5 protein-coding genes are annotated in these 2,155 nt (G+C 64.5%); 1 reads left to right on the forward strand and 4 read right to left on the reverse strand.

Translation table 11 applies throughout. The annotated features are described in order from the left end of the window. A partial coding sequence (locus tag EN893_RS30380; RefSeq protein WP_164901252.1) for a DUF2798 domain-containing protein occupies positions 1-101 on the forward strand: 101 nt, incomplete at its 5' end. A 66-nt stretch (positions 102-167) separates the two neighbouring features. Here EN893_RS30380 and EN893_RS30385 read toward each other — a convergent pair. The 4 genes from EN893_RS30385 to EN893_RS30400 all read right to left on the reverse strand — a co-directional run. Then, positions 168-536: a DCC1-like thiol-disulfide oxidoreductase family protein gene (locus tag EN893_RS30385; protein ID WP_127271346.1), complete on the reverse strand. Its 369-nt coding sequence runs from the start codon at positions 534-536 to the stop codon at positions 168-170. Continuing rightward, positions 537-1,601, reverse strand: coding sequence for a DMT family transporter (locus tag EN893_RS30390; RefSeq protein WP_127271344.1), 1,065 nt, complete (start codon positions 1,599-1,601; stop codon positions 537-539). Positions 1,602-1,627: 26 nt separating this feature from the next. After that, positions 1,628-1,897: a DUF333 domain-containing protein gene (locus tag EN893_RS30395; RefSeq protein ID WP_127271342.1), complete on the reverse strand. Its 270-nt coding sequence runs from the start codon at positions 1,895-1,897 to the stop codon at positions 1,628-1,630. 107 nt (positions 1,898-2,004) lie between these two features. Then, on the reverse strand, positions 2,005-2,155 hold a 151-nt coding region (locus tag EN893_RS30400), incomplete at its 5' end, for a GYD domain-containing protein (protein WP_128362037.1).

Below are 2,155 nucleotides of genomic sequence, written 5' to 3' on the forward strand. Positions count from 1 at the left end.
CCTGGGGCCTGTCCTGGCTGGTGGCGTTTCCAACGCTGCTGCTGGTGCTGCCGATAGTGCGCCGCATCGTCGGCGCGCTCTGCGAGCCGGCCAGCCGATAGCTCACACGAAAAAGGTCCGGAGATGTCCTCCGGACCTTTTGCCCTGCGGTCATCAATGACGAACCGCTACCAGCGACCCTTGCGCCGGTTCCAGGCATAGAGAAGATCGGCGAAGCGGTCGTAGGCAAAGCGTGTCAGCGGCAAGATAAACGGATTGCCGAACACCATCGCCAGCCAGCCCTCGCCTGGCGTTGCCTGCCAAACGGCAATCGCGACATCGGCGCCGACCAGCAGCCTGCCCGCCGCATCGGTGGCGTGCAGCCGGCGGCGGATGTCGTCAAGCGACGCGCCATGTCCGGTAAGCGCTGCCGGTTCAAGATTGATGTCTCGGAACTCGATCCGCCCGGCCTTGACCGCCTCGATCAGCCGCCGCTTCTGCCTGCCGATACCGGCATCGCAGACCGGGCAGCGAGTGTTGTACCAGACGGTCAGCATTTATCCGTGGCCATGCCTGTGGTGCAGGTCGGGATAATGTGGATGCCGGTGGCGCATCGGCGCATGCCGGTGCCAGTGCGAATGCGGCTCACTCACCGGCCCGTCATGATGGTGCTGGTGGTGCTCATCATGCACATGGCTGTGCTCGTGCTCCAATTCCTCATGATCGTGCTCGTGCTCATGGCGTTCCGACAGATGCAGCCACAGGCCAACGCCCATCAGAACTCCGGCGGCCGCCAGCTTGAGCGTGACGGCGTCACCCAGGATGGCGATTGCCAGCAACGCGCCGATGAAGGGAGCGAGCGAGTAATAGGCCCCTGTCCGCGCGGTGCCCAGATGACGCAGCGCCACGATGAACATCACCAGGCTGACCCCGATGCCGAAGAAACCGACTGCGGCGGTCGCTGCAATAACCGACGCCGGGGGAAACAAGGCCCCGCCGGCAAGCGCCAGCCCGACATTGACGACACCCGCCACCAGCCCTTTGAGCATGGCGATCACCACCGGGTCGGTGGCGGAGATCCTGCGCGTGAAATTGTTGTCGATCCCCCAGGCCAGACAAGCCCCTGCCACCATCAGGGCGCCACGGTTGAAGGCGACGCCCTCACCTTGCCACGACAGAAGAATGGCACCCGCCAGAATGGCGAAAGCGCCAAAAAGCAGGCGCCGGTCGACATTCTCGCGATAGACGAGCCAGGCGATCGCCATCGTCGCCAGCCCTTCCAGGTTGAGCAGCAGCGCCGAACTGGACGCCGTGTTGAGGGTCAAGCCGAACATCAGCAGCACCGGCGCGATAACGCCGCCCATGCCGATCGCCAGCGCCAGCCAGGGAACATCCCCAGCGGTCAGTTGCGCCTCCCCGGCCGCGGCCTGCCTGCCCCGAAGCAGGCGGTACAGAGCCAGCCCAAGACCGGCACCGAGATAGAGCAGGCCGGCCAGCATGAAGGGATTGACGCCATTGAGCAGCAGCTTGCTGAGCGGCGGCGTCGCCCCGAACAGGGCGGCAGAGCCAAGCGCGAGTGGCACGCCGGGCCACAGATGCGAATGGGAATGCGGTTCGGACATGATCTCACCCTATGATGGCAGGTGTGTCACTTGCGGCGCATGGCCGCCTTCGGCCCGATGCACTTGTTGTCGCGAAACAGCGCCCACTCCTCGCAAAGGCGCCCATTGGGCAAGCGGCAAAACCCATATTCGTTGCCGGCCTTGTCCTTCCTGATCACCAGGCGCCCGCCGATATCGCCACAATGGACGGATGCCGGATTGGCCATGCCGACCGGTTTTTGCGCACTGGCGCCGGCGGAAAACGGCAGCGGCGACAAAGCGGCAAAGCTGGCGACCAATATCGAAACCTTCTTCATCGCGATCTCCCCGGCCGCATTCTATCACGGCGAAGCGCCCCGTCTTGCGGCAAAGCGCCACCAGGCCGGCACCAACCAGCGACGTTCGAGAAACCCTGCCGATTCCTTCACCCGAGCGAGGTGATGATCTCGCGGTAGGCTAGTTCGGGAAAGGCCTTCAGCGTCCGCGTCCTGACATTGCCCGCTGCCGCCAGCATCAGCGAGAAGCGCGCCAGCACCGCGTCGTCGGGCGCTTCGACCACAGCCACCATATCGTAT

The sequence above is a fragment of the Mesorhizobium sp. M7A.F.Ca.CA.004.04.2.1 genome, assembly GCF_004022825.1.
Classification (GTDB): domain Bacteria; phylum Pseudomonadota; class Alphaproteobacteria; order Rhizobiales; family Rhizobiaceae; genus Mesorhizobium.

Excerpts from the sequence above, each read along its gene's own strand:
- EN893_RS30385 (WP_127271346.1), bottom strand. The coding sequence starts at position 536 with ATGCTGACCGTCTGGTACAACACTCGCTGCCCGGTCTGCGATGCCGGT.
- EN893_RS30395 (WP_127271342.1), bottom strand. The coding sequence starts at position 1,897 with ATGAAGAAGGTTTCGATATTGGTCGCCAGCTTTGCCGCTTTGTCGCCG.
- EN893_RS30390 (WP_127271344.1), bottom strand. The coding sequence starts at position 1,601 with ATGTCCGAACCGCATTCCCATTCGCATCTGTGGCCCGGCGTGCCACTC.